18 protein-coding genes are annotated in these 17,367 nt (G+C 45.5%); all 18 read right to left on the bottom strand.

Going from position 1 to position 17,367, the window contains the following annotated elements:
• Positions 1-43: 43 nt before the first annotated feature.
• Positions 44-1,540: a ribosome biogenesis GTPase Der gene (gene der, locus R7044_RS17600; protein ID WP_017820569.1), complete on the bottom strand. Its 1,497-nt coding sequence runs from the start codon at positions 1,538-1,540 to the stop codon at positions 44-46.
• Between the two features lie 167 nt (positions 1,541-1,707).
• Positions 1,708-2,868, bottom strand: coding sequence for an outer membrane protein assembly factor BamB (bamB, locus tag R7044_RS17595; protein ID WP_130545194.1), 1,161 nt, complete (start codon positions 2,866-2,868; stop codon positions 1,708-1,710).
• 12 nt (positions 2,869-2,880) lie between these two features.
• Positions 2,881-3,495, bottom strand: coding sequence for a YfgM family protein (locus R7044_RS17590; RefSeq protein WP_005381697.1), 615 nt, complete (start codon positions 3,493-3,495; stop codon positions 2,881-2,883).
• Between the two features lie 126 nt (positions 3,496-3,621).
• Positions 3,622-4,890 (bottom strand): histidine--tRNA ligase, encoded by a 1,269-nt coding sequence (gene hisS, locus R7044_RS17585; RefSeq protein ID WP_005381698.1) that lies wholly within the window; start codon positions 4,888-4,890, stop codon positions 3,622-3,624.
• Positions 4,891-4,916: 26 nt separating this feature from the next.
• On the bottom strand, positions 4,917-6,035 hold the full coding sequence (gene ispG / locus R7044_RS17580; protein ID WP_005381699.1) for a flavodoxin-dependent (E)-4-hydroxy-3-methylbut-2-enyl-diphosphate synthase: 1,119 nt from the start codon (positions 6,033-6,035) through the stop codon (positions 4,917-4,919).
• Positions 6,036-6,041: 6 nt separating this feature from the next.
• Positions 6,042-6,992 (bottom strand): cytoskeleton protein RodZ, encoded by a 951-nt coding sequence (rodZ, locus tag R7044_RS17575; protein ID WP_225455715.1) that lies wholly within the window; start codon positions 6,990-6,992, stop codon positions 6,042-6,044.
• A 435-nt stretch (positions 6,993-7,427) separates the two neighbouring features.
• The gene (locus R7044_RS17570; protein WP_017633913.1) at positions 7,428-8,555 is read right to left on the bottom strand and encodes a bifunctional tRNA (adenosine(37)-C2)-methyltransferase TrmG/ribosomal RNA large subunit methyltransferase RlmN; all 1,128 of its coding nucleotides are present in this window, start codon (positions 8,553-8,555) and stop codon (positions 7,428-7,430) included.
• 373 nt (positions 8,556-8,928) lie between these two features.
• On the bottom strand, positions 8,929-9,354 hold the full coding sequence (gene ndk, locus R7044_RS17565; RefSeq protein WP_225455714.1) for a nucleoside-diphosphate kinase: 426 nt from the start codon (positions 9,352-9,354) through the stop codon (positions 8,929-8,931).
• Positions 9,355-9,449: 95 nt separating this feature from the next.
• Positions 9,450-10,748 carry an aminopeptidase PepB gene (gene pepB, locus R7044_RS17560; RefSeq protein WP_064376911.1) on the bottom strand — a complete coding sequence of 433 codons (1,299 nt, stop codon included), beginning with the start codon at positions 10,746-10,748 and terminating at the stop codon, positions 9,450-9,452.
• Between the two features lie 161 nt (positions 10,749-10,909).
• On the bottom strand, positions 10,910-11,104 hold the full coding sequence (gene iscX, locus R7044_RS17555) for a Fe-S cluster assembly protein IscX (protein ID WP_005381711.1): 195 nt from the start codon (positions 11,102-11,104) through the stop codon (positions 10,910-10,912).
• Between the two features lie 44 nt (positions 11,105-11,148).
• Complete coding sequence (gene fdx / locus R7044_RS17550; protein WP_005381713.1) at positions 11,149-11,487, bottom strand: ISC system 2Fe-2S type ferredoxin; 339 nt, start codon at positions 11,485-11,487, stop codon at positions 11,149-11,151.
• 13 nt (positions 11,488-11,500) lie between these two features.
• The gene (gene hscA, locus R7044_RS17545; protein WP_225455713.1) at positions 11,501-13,354 is read right to left on the bottom strand and encodes a Fe-S protein assembly chaperone HscA; all 1,854 of its coding nucleotides are present in this window, start codon (positions 13,352-13,354) and stop codon (positions 11,501-11,503) included.
• A gap of 21 nt (positions 13,355-13,375) precedes the next feature.
• On the bottom strand, positions 13,376-13,891 hold the full coding sequence (gene hscB, locus R7044_RS17540; protein ID WP_017820566.1) for a co-chaperone HscB: 516 nt from the start codon (positions 13,889-13,891) through the stop codon (positions 13,376-13,378).
• Positions 13,892-13,946: 55 nt separating this feature from the next.
• Positions 13,947-14,270: an iron-sulfur cluster assembly protein IscA gene (gene iscA / locus R7044_RS17535; RefSeq protein ID WP_005381717.1), complete on the bottom strand. Its 324-nt coding sequence runs from the start codon at positions 14,268-14,270 to the stop codon at positions 13,947-13,949.
• Between the two features lie 70 nt (positions 14,271-14,340).
• Positions 14,341-14,724, bottom strand: coding sequence for a Fe-S cluster assembly scaffold IscU (gene iscU / locus R7044_RS17530; RefSeq protein ID WP_005381718.1), 384 nt, complete (start codon positions 14,722-14,724; stop codon positions 14,341-14,343).
• Positions 14,725-14,762: 38 nt separating this feature from the next.
• Entirely contained in the window at positions 14,763-15,977 is a 1,215-nt protein-coding gene (locus tag R7044_RS17525) for an IscS subfamily cysteine desulfurase (RefSeq protein WP_025768862.1), read from the bottom strand.
• 28 nt (positions 15,978-16,005) lie between these two features.
• Entirely contained in the window at positions 16,006-16,512 is a 507-nt protein-coding gene (iscR, locus tag R7044_RS17520) for a Fe-S cluster assembly transcriptional regulator IscR (RefSeq protein ID WP_005381720.1), read from the bottom strand.
• Positions 16,513-16,637: 125 nt separating this feature from the next.
• A complete protein-coding gene (gene trmJ / locus R7044_RS17515) occupies positions 16,638-17,357 on the bottom strand; it encodes a tRNA (cytosine(32)/uridine(32)-2'-O)-methyltransferase TrmJ (RefSeq protein WP_025768861.1) in 720 nt (239 codons plus the stop codon).
• Positions 17,358-17,367 lie beyond the last annotated feature (10 nt).

Genomic DNA, 17,367 nt, shown 5'->3' with positions numbered 1-17,367 from the left:
GATAAAAAAATACCCAAGTAGAAACTTGGGTATTCGAATTTCATTATTTATTGCGGTTTTTCACCATCGACATCATACGCTTACGTTTACGCTCTTGTGATAGCGTAAGCTTATTCGTACGGTTCTCGTATGGGTTATCACTGTTGTGGAAGTTAATGCGAATCGGTGTTCCCATAATTTCCAGAGACTTACGGAAGTAGTTCATCAGATAACGTTTATACGAATCTGGTAATTCACGAACCATGTTACCGTGGATAACAACGATCGGTGGGTTGTAACCACCTGCGTGTGCGTATTTGAGTTTGATACGACGACCACGAACCATTGGCGGCTGGTGATCATCCACTGCCATCTTCATGATACGCGTCAGTACTGACGTACCCACGCGCGTTGTCGCCGAGTTATATGCTTCTTGGATAGATTCAAACAAGTGACCAACGCCAGTACCGTGCAGCGCAGAGATAAAGTGGATACGCGCGAAGTCGACGAATCCTAGACGGCGGTCCAGTTCTTTCTTCACGCTTTCTTTCACGTCACTGTCTAGACCATCCCACTTGTTAACGGCGATGACAATTGAGCGGCCAGCATTCAGTGCAAAACCAAGCAAGCTTAGGTCTTGGTCTGAAATATTTTCACGTGCATCAATCACCAGTAGAACAACGTTTGCATCTTCTACCGCTTTTAGCGTCTTAACAACAGAGAACTTTTCAACCGTTTCATTGATACGACCACGACGACGAACACCTGCGGTGTCAATTAGTACGTATTCGCGTCCATCACGTTCCATCGGGATGTAGATAGAATCGCGCGTTGTACCTGGCATATCGTATACAACTACACGTTCTTCACCCAGAATACGGTTAGTCAGTGTCGATTTACCTACATTCGGACGACCGATGATCGCCAACTTAATCGGCTGCTCTTGAAGGCGCTTGAATTCAGCTTCTGCGTCTTCTTCAGTGTAATCTTCAACAAGAGGCTCTTCGTCTTCGAATCCAGTCAGGTCTTCAATCTCACCTTCTTCAGATTCACTTGTTAATAGATCATCAAAGAATGGAGATAAAGCACGCTCAAGCAAAGCGGTCACACCACGGCCATGAGCAGCCGCAATCTGGTACATATCATCCACTCCGAGCTGCCAAAAATCAGCACACGCCGCATCGGCATCAATACCATCGATTTTGTTTACTACCAGCATCGCTGGCTTTTCAATTTTACGCAGATGCGCAGCAATTGCTTCATCTGAAGGTGTCAGACCAGCACGACCGTCAACAAGGAACAATACAACATCAGCCTCATCAATCGCGGCTAATGACTGTTCTGCCATCTTTGTTTCCACGCCTTCTTCTGTGCCATCGATACCACCAGTATCAATCACAATGAATTCGTGCTCTTCACCAAGTCTCGCCTGGCCATATTTACGGTCTCGCGTTAGGCCTGGAAAGTCCGCAACCAACGCGTCACGAGTGCGAGTCAATCGGTTAAATAGTGTAGATTTACCTACGTTCGGACGCCCTACTAGAGCTACAACAGGTACCATAACAACCTCTACAATAATCTTTCTTCTGTAGTTATAGGTAACGACTTGCTCGATGCCAAATCAAACCAGCTTTTTACCTATAACCACGTCAGGGTTAATAAATTCAAACAACAAAACGGCTCCTAGCTGTCACCAGCCAGGAGCCGAATGTGAATTATATCACGATATTATTCGTTAATGGTTAGTTTCTTTACATCGCCGTTGCGAGTTGTAATCACATAACCATCCGACAATAACGTCGGGCCAACAGCCAAGCCGCTATCATCGACAAACTGCTGCGCAACAAATTCGCCCGTTGAACGATCCATCCAGTGAAGGTAACCAAGCGTGTCACCGACAACGAGATAATTGCCAACAATAACTGGCGCTGTAAGTTGTCGGTGCTCAAGCAAGCTGTTTTTCCACAACTCAGTCCCGCTTCGTGAATCAACGGCAACAACATGATCTTTTTCAGTTATCACAAAGATGCGACTACCATCTGTAGAAATGTCTGTCGCAGATGAGTAATTACGCTTCCAAATCGGGTTCGCTGAACGCAAGTCAATAGCGATAAGTTGGCCATTGTATCCAATGGTGAAAAGAGTACCGCCTAGCACAATTGGCGATGAATCAACGTCAACCAAACGATCAATTTCTGTCGCGCCTTTTGGCGTACCAACAGGCTGTTGCCAAATCAACTGACCACGCTCAACGATAGCAGCTGCGAGTCGGCCATTTGCCGTTCCCCAAAATACACCGCCACCAATTGCAGTCGGAGTACTGTCGCCACGTAAAGTTAAGTTCGGCACTTCTGTACTCAATGCCCAGCGTTGCTCACCTGTACTCTCATTAAGGGCAATCAACATGCCTCGGCTAGTATTGATGATAATAAGGCCTGAATCTGCAACTGGCTTCGCCAGTACCTCACCACCAACTTTTACACGCCAAACAATTTCACCTGTTTCTTGGTCAAGAGAGATGACTTCACCATTCTCAGAGCCAATGTAAAGGTTTCCGTATGCCGCTGTGATACCACCAGAGAGACGAGCAATGACATCTTCTTCTAGGTCCGTTTGCCAACGTTGTTTACCATTCTCAGGATCCAGCGCTTTTACTAAGCCATCACGACTTGCCACGAACAATGTATCATTCGCAAATACAGGGGATAGCTTTGAAAAGTAATGACCAACACCATCGCCAACCGATGTGCTCCACTCACTACTGGTTGTAAACTGACTGTCTACCTGAGGTAGTGGCGCCATTACAATGGTGTCTTTCTCACCTGCACAACCGACAAGTACTCCCATTGTTAACGCCCCTAGCAAGGCTTTCTTAAAGACTCTTTTCATCCAATGCGGTCCTTATTTCGCCAGATCGTCCAATTTCATTTGTAGTGTCGGGCTTGCATCTGCCGCTTGCTGAGCTTCAGTATACGCAGCGTACGCAGCATCTTTGTCACCTTGGCGAATCGCAATATCGCCACGAAGTTCAGCAATACGACCTGTCCATGCTGTATCAGTGACGTTACTTAGCTCTGCCGTTGCAGCGTCGAAGTTACCCATTTCCGTCTCAATACGCGCAATGCGGTAACTAATCAATGGTAACAACGCAGCATCTTGAGTGTTGCTTTGCGCCCACTTCAGTTGCTCCAATGCAGCAGAAAGGTCTTGAGCTTCAACTTGTGCTTTAGCAAGTTGTAGCGCAGCCAATACTGAATATTCTTTTACTTCATTTGACTCAATGAAAGCTTTCACGTCAGCTTGAGCATCAGTGCCTTTGTCTTGCAAAGCATTCATTGCTGTCGTGTAGCTTTGAGAAGCTGCTTCACTCGCCTGAATCACAGAATCCTGGTAGTAACGCCAGCCAAATAGACCACCTAAACCAACAACCGCACCGATGATGACGGCTTTGCCGTTTTCCTTCCACCAGTCTTTAATGGCTTCAACTTGTTGCTCTTCAGTATCGTAAAGTTCCACTTCCTGTCCTCTTAAAACATGTAAATGGCAGCTTAGCTGCCATTGTTCCTATTTCGTTTAAAGGCTCCACATTTGGGAGCCTTAGCTTACGAACTAGGATGTAATTTTGTTAGATTACTAAAAGACTTAAATCAGTGCTGCGATCTTTTCTGCAACTTCTGCTTGGTTGTAAGTCTCTTGCTCACCACCAGCTAAGTCTTTCAGTACTACGGTATTATCCGCAACTTCGTTTTCGCCCAGAACCAATGCTACAACAGCACCAACTTTGTCTGCGCGTTTAAACTGTTTCTTGAAGTTACCGCCACCGAAGTGATTCATCACACGAACGCCTGGAACAGACTCGCGAAGCTGTTCTGCTAGCTTCATTCCTGCCATCATGGTGCCTTCACCCGCAGTGACTACGTACACGTCAACACTGCGACGAACGTCTGTCAGTTCCAACGTTTCTAGCATCAGTACTAGGCGCTCTAGGCCCATTGCAAAGCCAACCGCTGGTGTTGGTTTACCACCTAATTGCTCTACAAGGCCATCGTAACGACCACCGCCACATACAGTGCCTTGAGCACCTAGGCTCTCAGTGATCCACTCAAATACCGTGCGATTGTAGTAATCCAGACCACGAACTAGACGTTCGTTAACTGTGTATTTGATACCTGCGGCGTCTAAAAGTTCACATAGACCTGCGAAGTGTGCTTTAGATTCTTCACCCAAGTAATCTGAAAGGCGAGGCGCATCACCTAAAATAGCTTGAACGTCTGGGTTCTTCGTATCCAGAACACGCAGTGGGTTCGTGTGCATGCGACGCTTACAATCTTCATCTAGCACATCAATATGTTGCTCAAGGAATGCAACCAGTGCAGTACGGTAGTCTGCGCGGTCTTCTTGAGAACCGATAGAGTTCAGCTCAAGACGGACATGCTCATTGATACCTAGCTCACGCCATAGACGCGCCGTCATCATGATAAGCTCTGCATCAACATCTGGACCATTTAGACCAAACACCTCAACACCACACTGGTGGAATTGACGGTAACGACCTTTCTGCGGACGTTCATGGCGGAACATAGGCCCCATGTACCACAGACGCTGTTCATCACGGTTGATAAGGCTGTTTTGAATACATGAACGTACACAACCCGCCGTACCTTCAGGGCGAAGTGTTAGGCTGTCGCCGTTACGGTCATCAAAGGTGTACATTTCTTTTGAAACGACGTCTGTTTCTTCACCAACAGCGCGGCTGAATAGGTTTGTTTCTTCAACGATTGGCATGCGCACTTCGTTATAACCGTATGCGCTAATTACATTTTTCACTGTGTTTTCTAGTTTTTGCCACAGTGGCGACTGAGTTGGGAGGCAATCGTTCATGCCTCGAATTGCTTGAATTGTTTTTGCCACAATACTTACCGTAATTCTCGTTGAGATTAATCTTGTACTTTAACTTCGATGCGGTTTTCGCCATTCATCATAGCTGCTTTCGCACGGATCTTAGCTTCTAGCTTATTCACAAGGTCATCGTTATCAAAGCGCTCTTTCTGGCGTTTACCATCTTCGTAGAATGCGCTCTTCTTGTTACTACCTGCTAGACCTAAGTGAGAAACTTCTGCTTCACCAGGGCCGTTTACCACACAACCGATGATAGACACATCCATTGGCGTGATGATGTCTTCTAAACGTTGCTCCAGTGCATTCACCGTACCAATCACATCGAATTCTTGGCGTGAGCAGCTTGGGCACGCAATAAAGTTGATGCCTCGAGAGCGAATGCGCAGAGATTTAAGGATGTCGAAACCGACTTTGATTTCTTCAACTGGATCGGCAGCCAAAGAGATACGCAGCGTATCGCCTATCCCTTCAGATAACAGCATACCTAAGCCAACAGATGACTTAACAGCGCCAGCTCGAGCACCACCCGCCTCTGTGATACCTAAATGAAGAGGCTGATCGATTTTCTTCGCCAGCAGACGATATGAATCCACCGCAAGAAAAACGTCTGAAGCTTTCACGCTAACTTTAAATTGGTCAAAGTTAAGACGATCGAGATGATCTACGTGACGCATCGCCGATTCAACCAAGGCTTCTGGCGTAGGCTCACCGTATTTCATCTGTAGATCTTTTTCCAAAGATCCACCATTGACACCAATACGGATCGGGATATTTTTATCGCGAGCGCAATCAACAACAGCGCGAATGCGCTCTTCATTGCCGATGTTACCTGGGTTGATACGTAAACAGTCAACTCCGTACTCCGCCACTTTCAGCGCGATACGATAGTCGAAATGAATATCAGCCACTAATGGTACAGAAACTTGCTGTTTAATCAGTTTGAAAGCTTCTGCTGCGTCCATCGTAGGTACAGAAACTCGAACGATATCTGCGCCGACTTTTTCTAGTGCTCGGATTTGAGCGACTGTCGCTTCTACGTCAGTCGTGCGAGTGTTAGTCATTGACTGTACTGCAATTGGCGCACCATCACCAATTGGCACATCACCCACATAAATACGCGTCGATTTACGACGAATAATTGGAGATTCGTGTTGCATAATTTTTTATAACGGTAGAGTGAATCTAGCTACTTTGCCTGAAGTATACCCAGAAAGGTCGACAGGTTCACTTGCAAATGTCATTGTAACCCCTTCCGGTGCGCCTAATATCACTTTAAATGGCGCTTTTCCGGTAAGTTCTACATCTTGTCCTGGCTTATGAGTACCACTTACCAGCGTTTTACCATTGGTGTCTTTTACTTGAATCCAACAGTCCGCTTTAAACTTCATAGTAAGAAGTGTCATGCCTTCAGGTACTACTGGCGCAGGCTGTTCCTCTTCCGCCGCTTCAATCACGGCAACAGGTTCTTCAGAATCTACGCTTGTTGTATTTTCAGTTTCAGTCAGCAAAGGATCCGCCCCTTGCTCAACGGGTGCTTCAGTCAATTCAGCAACACCTTCATTAGTTGAAGCAACTTCTTCAGGAGTGCTTGCGATTAACTCTTCAGCCGTCATCAAATCGATATCAGCTAATTCTTGAGCAGTGGGCTGCGGCGCTTCAACACTTGAATCCGTTACTTCCTTAGTTAGGCTATTCTCTTGTTGGTTTTGCCACCACCATGCAGCTGAAATGCCAATAATGACTAGCCCGATAACCCAAGTAAGGAGCATAATACGGCTATTGTGCTTCTCGTCTTTTGTTTTACGAGAGAAGCTTTGCATTTCAATTTCTTGCTCTTGAGGCTGAGCATCAGCAGTCTGCTCTAACGCCGTCAAAACCACCTTCTCATCAAGACCTACGAATTTAGCGTAAGAGCGTAAGTAACCACGCGTAAATGTCGCGACTTGTTGAGATTCACATCGGTTATTTTCAATATCTTCAATCACAGAAATGCGAAGCCTCAGGCGGTCGGCAACTTGCTTTTGGCTCATTCCCAAGGATTCACGTTTGTTTTTCAGTAATGTGCCAGCTTCAATAGAGAGTGGCACTTCATTCGTATTTTCGTGTTCTGTCATAATGGCGGTATTTAATCTGTTTTAGTGGCTAACGTGGTCATGTATTTTCGTTATTGTTCTTAAGCCTCTTTAAAGATAGCTAGCCAAAACGCGTTAACCAAAAATAATAATTTTAAGAAACTCTCAGCGATCTGAGTGCGAATACCCGTTTTGCAAAAATCAGCAAAACGTATGTGAGAAAGTGCTGAGAATTATCGGTGTCATCGTTAGTGTTACATATCATGATAAGCGAATGCGCAACGAAGACAAAAACTCTTTACACTCAAACTAACAGATAGCTCAAGCTTTTGTCCAAACTTTGACAAAGGAATTCGAAATTATACCCAAATAACCTTAGGTTGAAGAGTGATAGTCCCAAATCTTGGCGAAAATGTCCTAAACAATAAACAAAATAGCCAGAGCGAATGGCTCTGGCTATTTTTGAATTCCGGTCGTTTATACAGCTTTCACTTCAATGGTATCGGCACCGCGTGACGCTTTCAGCATTGCCGTACGTTTAGTTCGGTCAATTACATCACCGACCAACTGACCACATGCGGCATCAATGTCATCACCACGTGTTTTACGAACCGTAACTGTGTGCTCGTATTGCATCAATGTTTTTTGGAAGCGATCAATACGTGAGTTACTTGGTTTCTTGTAAGGTGAACCTGGGTACGGGTTAAACGGAATCAAGTTAATCTTACATGGTGTGTCTTTCATCAATTCAGCCAGCTCGCGTGCATGGTCCATGTCATCGTTCACATGATCAAGCAACACGTACTCGACTGTTACCTTGCCACGGTTTGCATTCGATGAAGCAATGTAACGACGAACGGATGCTAGGAAATCTTGAATATCCCAACGATCGTTAATTGGCATGATTTCACTACGCAGCTTATCGTTTGGCGCATGAAGAGAGATCGCTAACGCAACGTCGATTTTGCCCGTCATCTGATCAAGACCAGAAACGACACCTGATGTTGATACGGTTACGCGACGCTTCGACAAACCAAAGCCAAGGTCATCCAGCATTAACTCCAATGCAGGAATCAAGTTCTTCATATTAAGAAGCGGCTCACCCATGCCCATCATCACGACGTTCGTAATTGGGCGACGGCCTGTTTCTTTCTCAAGACCAATTTCACGTGCAGCACGCCACACCTGACCGATGATCTCTGAAACTTTCAAGTTACGGTTAAAGCCCTGCTGTGCTGTTGAGCAGAACTTACATTCCAATGCACAACCTACTTGAGAAGATACACAAAGCGTTGCGCGATCATCTTCTGGAATGTAAACCGTTTCTACATCCTGATCACCAACCTTCATTGCCCACTTGATCGTGCCGTCTGAAGAATGCTGAGCTTCTGCTACAGTTGGTGCTTTAATTTCACACTTGTGTAAAAGCTTTTCGCGCAGCTTCTTGTTGATGTTTGTCATTTTTTCGAAGTCATCTACACCGAAATGGTAGATCCACTTCATAACCTGATCGGCACGAAACGCTTTCTCGCCAAGTTCTTCCGCGAAAAACTGACGCATGCCTTTGCGATCAAAGTCGAGTAGATTGATTTTTTCAGTGGTCATGTTGCCTCTCAATGACTGAAACAAGAATAAGGGCGCGAATTGTACAGCCTTTATTCAGCTACAACAAGGGGTGTAAGACCCTGAGTTTGCTAAGGCATTAAAATAAAAACGATTAAATTTTAATCAGACTTTACAGTGAGAATAATGATTAGACAACCGACAGCAAAAGCGTAGAAGTGGTGCAGAGAAAGCAGTGAGAAGAAACACACGTAACTAAGCTTTCCCCCCTGTAAGGTGCTCAGATTAGCCAACGTCTTCGCGAGTACTTACGAATGAACTAGCCGATGAAATGGAGAACGCGGAATAAAAAACCTCGGACAATTCCGAGGTTATTACGAACTAGATCATCACGCAAAAGTGATGCATGAACGAGTTAGCGAGAGAAAACTTCTGATTCAGGGAAGAAAAACTCAATTTCACGAGCGGCAGACTCAGGGCTATCTGAACCATGAACTGAATTGTGACGCATGCTGAGTGCGTAATCAGCACGCAAAGTGCCACATGCCGCGTTCTCTGGGTTGGTTTTACCCATTAGCTCGCGGTAACGTGCAATCGCATTTTCGCCTTCCAATACCTGAACCATAATAGGACCAGATGTCATGAACTCTTTTAGAGGAGGGAAAAACTCTTTACCTTCATGCTCTGCATAAAAGCCGCTTGCCTGATCTTCTGTCAGGTGAACCATTTTGGCAGCGATGATACGTAGGCCAGCCTTTTCAATACGATTGTAGATTTCACCAATTAGGTTTCGCTCTACAGCATCAGGCTTAATGATTGAAAATGTTCTTTCTAGAGCCATAAAATTTCCTTTCTGTACTTGTAATAATAGTTGTGCTTTTAAAGTGACTTACTGGGTAAGAGCAGCACTCAAACAAGAGAGTGCTGCAATCAATCTTATTTTCCAGCTTGCTCATTGAGGAAACGAGCAAGTGTACGGACACCCATACCCGTTGCTCCCGCAGCCCATTTATCAGAAGCGGCTTTACGATACGTACCCGCACAGTCGAAATGTAACCAGCCTTTTTTGTAGTCCTCAACGAAGTAAGACAAGAACGCAGCTGCAGTACTTGCACCTGGAGAATAATCACCAGAGCTGATATTCGATAAATCGGCAAAATTAGATGGCAACATTTCTCGATGGAAATCAGCAAGTGGTAGCGGCCACAAGCCTTCTTTTTCCTGGCTTGCCGCCGTAAGCGCTTGATGCGATAGCTCATCATCAAAGCTCATTAGCGCATGGTAATCGTTACCTAACGCATTCTTCGCTGCGCCTGTTAGTGTCGCGCAGTCAATGATTAACTCAGGCTTTTGCTCACTGGCGTAGATAAGACCGTCTGCAAGCACCAAGCGACCTTCCGCGTCGGTATTCATAATCTCAACGGTTTTGCCGTTTTTGTAAGTGATGATGTCGCCAAGCTTAAGGGCACGGCCAGAAACCATGTTCTCAGCACAACACAAGATCAGTTTTACGCGCTTGTTTAAACCGCGCAAGATAGCTAATCCTAGGCCACCAGTTATAGTACCCGAGCCACCCATATCTGCTTTCATTGCACTCATGAAGGTAGAAGGCTTCAAGCTGTAACCACCGGAATCAAAGGTGATGCCTTTACCCACAAGACATGCGAATACAGGTGCGTTTTCGTCACCAGTTGGGTTGTAGTCTAACTGAAGCATCGCAGAAGTACGCTCAGAACCACGGCCTACTGCGTAAATACCTTCCCAACCTTCTGCCAACAAGTCTTTGTCTTTGACGATACGTGCTGTCACAGTGCCTTTCGGCGCAACAGATTTGATGAATTCAGCAGCCATTGTCGCTAGCTGACGAGGAGCAACTTCTTCTGCCGTTTTGTTGATAATATCGCGGGTAAAATCAGTCGAAGTAATACGAGCTTGAAGCTCTGCTTGATCTTCATCAGACAATGCAGCCCACTCAACTGAGCCATGTTTTTTAGGGTTACGGAACCCTTGGTGGAAAGCCCATACGCTCTCTAGATCCCAGTTATCACCAGAAAGAAAAATAGAACGAATTCCTTGGCCATCTAGCTGACGAGCTGCACGTTGAATTGCGCCGAGATCATAACCTTCACCTAAGTGAATAGTTGCGCCGTTTTCGGCGAATGAAAGCAGTGCTTTTTCACCCCAATGTGGTGCTGCCGACTCTTGACTTAAAAATACAGACATCTGTGTAGACATGGTTTCTCCTTGTCTTATAGCAGCGTTGCCTACGCTGCTTCTTTTTAATAACTCACGGATGTTAGCATTATGTAGGGCAAAAATGTCAATTGGATAAAAAAACGGACCTAAAGGTCCGCTTTTTTTAGTAAGAATTGTTAACTAGGCTGTGTTTTACAGACTTAGTCTGCTTCGTCCATCCAGCACATGATAACGGCTTCTAGAATCTTTTCATTAGAACGGTTTGGCTCATCGTCAAACTCATCTAACTCCATGATCCATTGATGAAGATCGGTAAAACGCACTGTTTTTGGATCGACATCTGGAAACTTGTCACAAAGTTCAATCGCGATATCGCGAGAATCTGTCCATTTCATTGCTCATCTTCCTTTTGCTTCTTCCCTATATTGGGAAGATAGTTTTAGTGATCTTCTGAAGCGTGGTTTAGTGTGTATTTAGGAATTTCTACCACCAAGTCTTCATCAGCGATTCTCGCCTGACACCCTAGGCGTGACTCAGGCTCTAGACCCCACGCTTTATCTAGCATGTCGTCTTCTAGTTCTTCACTTTCTTCTAGTGAATCAAAACCTTCACGGATGATTACGTGGCAGGTAGTACACGCACATGACTTCTCACACGCATGTTCAATACCGATACCGTTTTTTAGCGCTACGTCTAGAACGGTGTCACCAGAGTTTGCTTCCAACACTGCACCTTCTGGGCACAAATCGTCGTGTGGTAATACAATAATCTTAGGCATAACTACTTATCTCTTATATATCGTCTACTGATTGACCTGACAACGCAGCTCGAATCGATTTATCCATACGGCGTGATGCGAAATCTTGGCTCGCTTTATCGGTATCTTTAATGCCTTGCTCTATCGCATCTGCATCATCACCATTACGCAGCTCAATCAAGGCTTCGATGGCTTTAATCAAGTTTTGTTTCTCTTGTTCTGATAGTAAGTCATCACCATCAGCTTGCATCGCTGCAATCAAACCTTCTATCACTCGGTCGGCTTCAACACGCTGCTCAGCTAAGGCACGAGCTTGCATGTCTTCTTTTGCGTGCGTCATTGAATCACGCAACATATCCGCCACTTCATTGTCACTTAAGCCGTAAGAAGGTTTTACTTGAATCTCTGATTGAACACCAGTGCTCTTCTCCATTGCCGTAACAGAAAGAAGGCCATCTGCGTCAACTTGGTAAGTCACGCGAATATGTGCCGCACCCGCTGCCATCGGAGGAATACCTTTTAACGAGAAGCGAGCAAGTGAACGACAGTCATCAACCATTTCACGTTCACCTTGTACCACATGAACACTCATCGCCGTTTGGCCATCTTTGAATGTGGTAAATTCTTGCGCACGCGCAACGGGAATCGTAGTGTTGCGGGGGATGATCTTCTCGACCAAACCACCCATGGTTTCAATACCGAGCGACAGTGGAATCACATCAAGAAGCAACATTTCAGAGTCAGGTTTGTTACCCGCTAGGATATCAGCTTGAATACCCGCACCGATTGCAACAACTTCATCTGGGTTAATGCTTGTCAGTGGTGTACGGCCAAAGAATTCGCCAACCATTTCTCGTACAAGCAATGTGCGTGTTGAGCCACCGACCATGACTACTTCAAGTACATCTTCCGCATCTACATCCGCATCTTTCAGCGCACGGCGGCAAGACATCAGGGTTTTCTTCACTAGCGGACGAATCAGATCTTCGAACTGCTCGCGAGTCACGGTGCCTTTCCAACCAAAAACGTCAACGTCAACACTGTCTTGCTCAGAGAAAGCAATCTTAGCTTCAGTAGCAATGTTCAACAGTGTACGGTTCTTTTCTGCAGAAAGCGGCGCTTCTAGACCCGCTTGCTCCATTAAATAACCGGCAAATAGATGGTCGAAGTCGTCACCGCCTAATGCAGAATCGCCACCTGTTGCTAATACTTCAAATACGCCTTTCGATAAACATAGGATAGAGATATCAAAAGTACCGCCACCTAGATCGTAAACCGCAATCACACCTTCTTGACCAGAGTCTAGGCCATAAGCAATTGCCGCAGCGGTTGGTTCATTAAGTAGACGGAGAACATGAAGACCAGCTAATTTCGCCGCATCTTTTGTACCTGCACGTTGCGCGTCATCAAAGTAAGCAGGAACGGTAATAACGACACCAGCTAACTCACCACCTAACGTATCTTCAGCTCGCTTACTCAATACTTTTAGGATGTCCGCAGATACTTCAATCGGGTTTTTGTCACCTTGAGGTGTTTGCAGAATTGGCAGGCCGTTTTCACTCTCTTTAAAACGATAAGGAAGTGAAGAGTAACGGGACTGAATGTCCTTTAATGAACGACCGATCAAACGTTTTACAGAGATAATCGTGTTCTCTGGTTCAAACTCTGCTTTGGCTTTGGCTTCGTGGCCGACCGTTAACGTTTCTTCAGCGTAATTAACGACTGAAGGTAAAATAGTACGGCCCTGCTCGTCCGCAAGTGGAGTTGCATCGCCGCTACGTACAGAAGCAACCAAAGAGTTGGTAGTACCTAAGTCGATACCCGCTGCTAACTTATGCTCATGAGGTGCCGAGCTTTGGCCCGGTTCTGCGATTTGAAGTAGTGCCATGATAGGTCCTTGTCACGCTTACTAGCCGAGGAGTTTGTCTTCGACTAGCTCAATTTCGTTCTTTAGTTTGGCAATGAATTTTAGCTTACGAACTCGGTCTGCGGCTTCAGCCCATAGACCATCATCAAGCTCTTGCTCGACGCTTGCCAGATGCTGTTTGTACATTTTGCTGACCTTAGAGTCGAAGTCAAAAAGCGCCGATTCAGGATCGGAGCTGTCAGCAATCTCTTCCAGTTCTTCGCGCAGTTCCATTTGCTCCATTAAGAACATCGGATCTTGCATCGTTTGCTGTTCACCTCGGATCTCAACACCTTGCTCTGCGAGGATATACTCGGCGCGAGAAATAGGATTTTTCAGAACTTGATAGGCATCGTTGATTTGCGCCGCCTTTTGCACCGCCATCAAACGGTCACGTTCTGAGCCCGTTGCAAAGTTATCCGGGTGGAAGCGTTTTTGTAGTTCTCGGAACTGAGAAGAAAGAAGGCTACCATCCAGCTTAAACTGACTTGGTAGCCCAAATAATTCAAAGTGATTCATTAAGTTCGGGTCCTAGTAAAGCCTTCCGGACTCGTTTGCCCAGAAGGACAATCAATTAGACGTTGAAGCTTTCACCACAACCACATTCACTTTTCGCGTTAGGGTTGTTGAATTCAAAACCTTCATTCAACCCTTCTTTCACGTAATCCAATTCAGTACCATCTAGGTACACTAAGCTCTTTTGATCGATGATAATTTTCACTCCAGAGAGTTCAAATACTTCGTCTTCTTCATTGAGCTCATCAACAAACTCAAGTACGTATGCCATGCCGGAACAACCAGTCGTCTTCACTCCAAGACGTAAACCGATACCTTTGCCTCGGTTATCTAGGAATGCTCTTACGCGACTTGCCGCTGATTCTGTCATTGTGATGGCCATACTGCACCTTAGTCTGTCTAAATTTCGATTGGAATGGGAGCGTCAAAGCTCCCATTATATTACGGAATAATTATTCTTGGTGTTTTTTCTTGTAGTCAGCAACCGCTGCTTTGATTGCATCTTCAGCAAGAATAGAACAGTGAACTTTCACTGGTGGAAGCTCTAGCTCTTCAGCAATCTCAGAGTTTTTAATTGCTGCCGCTTCATCAACTGACTTACCTTTTACCCACTCAGTTACTAGTGAGCTTGATGCGATTGCACTACCACAACCGTATGTTTTGAACTTCGCATCTTCGATGATACCTTCAGGTGTCACTTTGATTTGAAGCTTCATTACGTCACCACACGCAGGAGCGCCAACCATGCCGCTACCTACTGATGGATCTTCTTTATCGAATGAACCAACGTTACGTGGGTTCTCGTAGTGATCAATTACTTTTTCGCTGTATGCCATGATAAATTACCTCGAATCCTCTATTTCAATCCCTGAGATTAATGGTGAGCCCATTCAACAGTGCTCAAATCAATCCCTTCTTTGTACATATCCCATAGAGGAGACATGTCGCGTAGCTTAGTCACTGCAACGCGGATTTGTTCAATTGCGTAATCAATTTCTTCTTCAGTCGTGAAACGACCAAACGAGAAACGAACCGAGCTGTGAGCCAATTCGTCATCCATGCCTAGGGCACGAAGAACGTAAGAAGGCTCAAGGCTTGCAGACGTACAAGCACTACCAGAAGATACCGCTAGATCTTTAAGCGACATTAGTAGTGATTCACCTTCTACGAATGCGAAACTGATGTTTAGGTTGTGTGGTACACGCTGCTCAAAGTCACCGTTTACCGTCACTGCTTCTAAGTCTTTCACGCCATCAAAAAGACGGTTACGAAGCGCTAAAGCATGATCGTAATCTTTTTGCATGTCTTCTTTTGCAATACGGAATGCTTCACCCATACCTACGATTTGGTGAGTAGGTAGTGTACCAGAGCGGAAACCACGCTCATGGCCGCCACCGTGCATTTGCGCTTCAAGACGAATACGAGGCTTACGACGAACGTAAAGTGCACCGATGCCTTTAGGGCCATAAACTTTGTGAGCAGAAAGCGAAATTAGGTCAACTTTCATCTCTTGAACGTCGATTGGTAATTTACCTGCAGATTGCGCTGCATCCACGTGGAAAACAATTTTACGCTCACGACACAATTCGCCGATCGCTGTAATGTCTTGAACCACACCAATCTCGTTGTTTACGTGCATAATAGACACAAGCACTGTGTCATCACGCATTGCCGCTTTAAGCTTCTCTAGATCGATCAAGCCATTTGATTCTGGCTCAAGGTAAGTCACTTCAAAGCCTTCACGCTCAAGTTGACGACATGGGTCAAGAACGGCTTTGTGCTCTGTTTTACAAGTGATTACGTGCTTGCCTTTCTTCGAGTAAAAGTGCGCTGCACCTTTAATAGCAAGGTTGTCTGATTCTGTCGCACCAGATGTAAATACGATTTCGCGAGGATCTGCATTTAGAAGGTCAGCAATTTGCTCACGAGCAGTATCGACCGCTTCTTCTGCCTGCCAGCCGTAACGGTGCGAACGCGACGCTGGGTTGCCAAATGTGCCATCCATTGTCATGTACTGAACCATTTTTTCAGCAACACGTGGATCAACTGGACATGTAGCGGAATAATCAAGATAAATCGGCAGTTTCATTCTCTACTCCAATGTAAAAAGCTGACCGCTAAGAGCGGACGTTTACACCGATGGGCGCGGCGGTTGTATTTTTGTTTGATAGCCCATGGGTTACCGCCAGATCAATGTCCTGACGATCAGAAATTTCGAGTACTTCATTGTCTGTCATCAACTCACCAAGAGTGATGTTATTCAAAAAGTCACTAATGCGAGAGCTTAGGTCACGCCACAGCGTGTGAGTAAGGCAACGTGTTCCACCTTGGCAATCTCCTTTACCTTGGCATTTGGTTGCATCTACTGACTCATCAACGGCAGCAATCACGGTACCAATAGCGATACTGTGAGCGTCGGCACCAAGTCGGTAACCACCACCAGGACCACGAACGCTGGCAACGAGACCTGCTTTACGCAATTTTGAAAATAGCTGCTCTAAGTAAGAGAGCGAGATCCCTTGACGCTCTGAAATATCAGCCAGAGGTACAGGGTTTTGTTGCGAATGCAGTGCCACATCCAGCATGGCTGTCACCGCATATCTTCCTTTAGATGTAAGTTTCATACCACACCGTATCCACATGGTTTGTAATGGTTAAGATTTTTCCATACCTGAGTAATTTGGTCAAGTATTTATTTGACCATTTTACTCAGGTATTCATCCTTACACCTAAAGTGGTTATTATTCACTCAGAACTTCTTTTCTATCGAAGTCAAAACGCCTCGTAGAATATTAAGTTCTTGGGTTTCTGGTCGAGCACGAGAGAACAAACGGCGCAACTTATTCATCACCTGTCCAGGTTGCTCTTTGTTAATAAACTGGGTCTCAACCATCACCTTTTCAAGATGCTCGAAGAACATTTCGAGTTCTCGATGACGCGGGTATTCTTCCGATTCATTTGGGGAAAACTGTCTTTGCTCTAAGTTCAAGTGTGCAACTCGCACTTCGTAACTGAGAGTTTGTACAGCCATCGCTAGGTTAAGCGAGCTGTACTCAGGATTAGCGGGAATACAAACATGGTAGTGGCACTTTTGTAGCTCTTCGTTTGTCAAACCAGTTCTTTCTCGGCCAAACACGAGCGCAACCGGATGCTTTCGGCCTTCAACTGCAAATTTCTCACCGCATTCACGTGGCTCGAGCATTGGCCATTCTAATGTACGAGAGCGGGCGCTAGAACCCACAACAAGGCCACAATCTTCAACCGCTTCTTCTAATGTGCCGACAATCTTTGCATTTTGAGCAATATCACCAGCACCCGCAGCTAAAGCAAGAGTTTGTTCATCCACTTCACATTGTGGATCGACTAATACTAGTTGGTTTAAACCCATCACTTTCATTGCTCGAGCTGCTGAGCCAATATTGCCTGAATGAGAGGTACCTACGAGTACAATTTTTACTTGATCCAACATCTGTGTTTGC

It is taken from the genome of Vibrio sp. 1402 (genome assembly GCF_033340275.1).
Note: the sequence above shows the minus strand (reverse complement) of the source record. Positions and strands in the feature narration are given on the sequence as shown.

What these genes read in the sequence shown, in the direction of transcription:
- der (WP_017820569.1), bottom strand. Translation starts at nt 1,540, where the DNA reads ATGGTACCTGTTGTAGCTCTAGTAGGGCGTCCGAACGTAGGTAAATCT.
- bamB (WP_130545194.1), bottom strand. Translation starts at nt 2,868, where the DNA reads ATGAAAAGAGTCTTTAAGAAAGCCTTGCTAGGGGCGTTAACAATGGGA.
- ispG (WP_005381699.1), bottom strand. Translation starts at nt 6,035, where the DNA reads ATGCAACACGAATCTCCAATTATTCGTCGTAAATCGACGCGTATTTAT.
- rodZ (WP_225455715.1), bottom strand. Translation starts at nt 6,992, where the DNA reads ATGACAGAACACGAAAATACGAATGAAGTGCCACTCTCTATTGAAGCT.
- R7044_RS17570 (WP_017633913.1), bottom strand. Translation starts at nt 8,555, where the DNA reads ATGACCACTGAAAAAATCAATCTACTCGACTTTGATCGCAAAGGCATG.
- ndk (WP_225455714.1), bottom strand. Translation starts at nt 9,354, where the DNA reads ATGGCTCTAGAAAGAACATTTTCAATCATTAAGCCTGATGCTGTAGAG.
- pepB (WP_064376911.1), bottom strand. Translation starts at nt 10,748, where the DNA reads ATGTCTACACAGATGTCTGTATTTTTAAGTCAAGAGTCGGCAGCACCA.
- iscX (WP_005381711.1), bottom strand. Translation starts at nt 11,104, where the DNA reads ATGAAATGGACAGATTCTCGCGATATCGCGATTGAACTTTGTGACAAG.
- fdx (WP_005381713.1), bottom strand. Translation starts at nt 11,487, where the DNA reads ATGCCTAAGATTATTGTATTACCACACGACGATTTGTGCCCAGAAGGT.
- hscA (WP_225455713.1), bottom strand. Translation starts at nt 13,354, where the DNA reads ATGGCACTACTTCAAATCGCAGAACCGGGCCAAAGCTCGGCACCTCAT.
- hscB (WP_017820566.1), bottom strand. Translation starts at nt 13,891, where the DNA reads ATGAATCACTTTGAATTATTTGGGCTACCAAGTCAGTTTAAGCTGGAT.
- iscA (WP_005381717.1), bottom strand. Translation starts at nt 14,270, where the DNA reads ATGGCCATCACAATGACAGAATCAGCGGCAAGTCGCGTAAGAGCATTC.
- iscU (WP_005381718.1), bottom strand. Translation starts at nt 14,724, where the DNA reads ATGGCATACAGCGAAAAAGTAATTGATCACTACGAGAACCCACGTAAC.
- R7044_RS17525 (WP_025768862.1), bottom strand. Translation starts at nt 15,977, where the DNA reads ATGAAACTGCCGATTTATCTTGATTATTCCGCTACATGTCCAGTTGAT.
- iscR (WP_005381720.1), bottom strand. Translation starts at nt 16,512, where the DNA reads ATGAAACTTACATCTAAAGGAAGATATGCGGTGACAGCCATGCTGGAT.
- trmJ (WP_025768861.1), bottom strand. Translation starts at nt 17,357, where the DNA reads ATGTTGGATCAAGTAAAAATTGTACTCGTAGGTACCTCTCATTCAGGC.